This window comes from Nocardia kruczakiae NBRC 101016, from assembly GCF_001612965.1.
Classification (GTDB): Bacteria; Actinomycetota; Actinomycetes; order Mycobacteriales; family Mycobacteriaceae; genus Nocardia; species Nocardia kruczakiae.
This window is the reverse complement of the sequence record NZ_BDBL01000070.1, coordinates 1-2766: the sequence shown is the minus strand read 5'-3', so window position 1 is coordinate 2766 and position 2766 is coordinate 1. Positions and strand designations below refer to the sequence as shown.

The following is a 2766-nucleotide window of genomic DNA, read 5'->3' as shown; positions in this document are numbered from 1 at the left end:
CGAGCGTCCGGCCCGTTCCGAGGCCGGCCTCCGAGCCGGCGATCTCGACCTGCGCCGAGTGACAGCGCGGGGGGCGGATGCGTGCCAGACGGTTGGCGCCCGATACCGCGACGGGCGCCAACCGTTCCACCTGGCCCAGACTCACGGACATGCACTATTCCAACCTCCCACGGGGGTGCGGCAGACCAATGACGGAGGGCTCGATGAAACCGCAGTACATGTATCGGTGGGTCAACAACCACGGAGTCATCCTCCTGTTCAAGAAGGTGCAGCTGCGGCGCGGCGATCTGTTTGCGCGGTTGATCGGCAGCCAGGAAGGTATTGAGAATCCCTACGCCCTGATCGAGCAGATGCGCGGGACAGGAGGGTTGCGCCGGGCCCACCCGGTATGGATCACCTTCGATCACGAGATGGTGCGGGAAATACTGCGCGACAAACGTTTCGGTGTCGGCGTACCGACCGAACTCGCGCCCCGCCCCATCCGACGCGCCCTGCAGCGCCGGCCCCTGCCACCGACCCCGGTGGATCCCCCGTCGATGCTGGTGATCGACCAGCCCGAGCACACCCGCATGCGCAAGCCCGTCACCGCGGCCTTCACCCCGCGTGCCATCGCCCGGCTGCGCGCAAGGATCGAGGCGGTCACCGACGAACTACTCGCGACCCTGCCAGACGACGGCCCCGCCGAACTGGTGGCGCAATACGCCGCGCAGGTGCCCATCGCCATCATCTCGGAGATGCTCGGTTTCCCGGACTCCGACCGCGAGATGTTCCTGCGTTGGGGCGACGACATCAGCCCGTTGCTCGACCTGGGGATCTCGTGGCGGACGCATCAGCGAGCGATGGAATCCTCGGAACGCGTACACCAATACCTTCTCGCGCACATCGCGCGCCTGCGAGCCGACCCCGGCGACGACATCCTCAGCAACCTGGTCACCGGAAGCGATCTGTCCACCCACGAACTGTCCACCACAGCGACCATGCTGATGGCCGCGGGCTTCGAAACCACGGTCAACCTGATCGGCAAAGGCATCACCTGGCTGCTGCACCACCCCGGCCAGCTCGACAGGTTGCGCGCCGAACCCGACCTGTGGCCCAACGCGGTCGAGGAAATTTTACGGATCGATCCGCCGGTTCAGGCCACCGCACGCACCACGCGCACCGAGCTGGAAATCGGCGGAACCCGGCTGCGCGCGGGTTCGACCGTGGTGCTGTCGTTGGCCGGCGCCAATCGTGACCCGGCCGTGTTCACCGAGCCGGCCCGTTTCGACATCACCCGCCACAACGCCGGCGATCATTTGTCCTTCAGCAGCGGTATTCATGTCTGCCTGGGCGCCGGTCTGGCCCGGATGGAGGCCGCCCATGCCCTGCGTGCGCTCTTCGACACCTTTCCGGATCTGCGACTGACCGATCCGCCCACCCGCCGACCACTGTTCACGCTCCACGGTTACGAGCGCCTTCCGGCGCACACCGGTCCGCGCGTGCGCAGTCACCAGCCTGTCGGCTGACCGGCATTGACGGCGTATGTTCGCGGAGTGGAGCGCCGTTCATGTGGCGGCAGCGGCGCGGCAGACCCCGAAGGAGCTGCTTCGGCGACATTGTTGCTCAGCCGGTCCTGTTGCGCCACAACAAATACTGGCCCGAGCTCACGACGCAGAATCCGCTAGCGGACGGCCTACAAGGGCCACCGCAGATCGGATTTCGCCGACACTGGTCCGGCCTGGCGGATGTTCGTTTTCGGTTGGCGGGCTCAAGGAGGCAGTGCGGCGTCACTGTTCAGGTGGTCAGGGTAGACCTCTGCGGGCTGCGGTCGCAGTGGACCTCGCAGAGCCGGTGGTTGCAAGATCGAAGAGAAATTCCAGCTTTCGACTCGGCTGGCCGAGCGCCACGGCGTCCCGGGCGGGTGGGTAGCTCGGGAGCGCCGGACTCATCGGTCAGCAAGAACCGGGTGCCCGCCAAGTCCCACTGCAGTTTCCGGCAAGCCCGCCCCGGCCGACCATCACCGATCCCAGGGTAGGCCCGAAGCCGCGCATGGACGAATGAGCATCGTCACCGAATGGCCCTTCACACTTGAGAGGTCGAACTGGCTGTGATCGGCACACGCGCCGAGCACGGCGATGAGTACAAGGGCGGGGGACATATCGCGGATTGAGAGGAGCAACGCATTGCCACCGCGACGCTGCCGGTGTCCTCCGGCACACATTGGGCGACTACCGCTCCGCCCGCGCGCTGAGCCATGAGGTCAACGAATTCGGCGCCTCGATTGTCCGCGGCCTCCCGGCAGATTCGGTCACTTCGCCAGCCTGCGGCTCCTCGATATCGACGGATCGCCCGACGAAATCGCCTACGCGCTCGATGTTCTCGACAGCGACGAGGTGACGGCGGAAACCGCCGCGCACGGGCGATACCTCGGCAATCCAGCCTTCACACCGGTGTGGGCGGAACTGCACCGCCCCCGCACCTGGCCTTTGTCCGACCGTGGAGACCACGGTGTTCGGGCTCGGGTGGCCGGCCCGCCATCGCGTGGTGCCAAACGGCGTGACTTCGCGATGGTGCGGTGAGGACGGTGAACCGCGGCGGTTGCCTGCGCTGATCAATGCCTGGATTCCGGCCAAACAAGCGGTAACCGAGTTAGCCGCCTGAACCAGTTCACCGAATCCGAACTGCTGCCGCTGGATCTCAACGGTTGTGGCCATACCGTTGCCGATGGTGACTGCATCGACCATCATGCGGATATGAGTAAGCCCTAACTACGGAGCTGTCGGTGGC

The 2766-nt window shown here is 65.9% G+C and carries 2 protein-coding genes; one reads left to right on the top strand and one right to left on the bottom strand.

Annotated elements, in window-relative coordinates; translation table 11 throughout:
- Window positions 1-203: 203 nt before the first annotated feature.
- Window positions 204-1505 carry a cytochrome P450 gene (locus NK1_RS32000; RefSeq protein WP_063014814.1) on the top strand — a complete coding sequence of 434 codons (1302 nt, stop codon included), beginning with the start codon at window positions 204-206 and terminating at the stop codon, window positions 1503-1505.
- A gap of 702 nt (window positions 1506-2207) precedes the next feature.
- Here NK1_RS32000 and NK1_RS34845 read toward each other — a convergent pair.
- Window positions 2208-2726 carry a hypothetical protein gene (locus tag NK1_RS34845; protein WP_157104551.1) on the bottom strand — a complete coding sequence of 173 codons (519 nt, stop codon included), beginning with the start codon at window positions 2724-2726 and terminating at the stop codon, window positions 2208-2210.
- Window positions 2727-2766 lie beyond the last annotated feature (40 nt).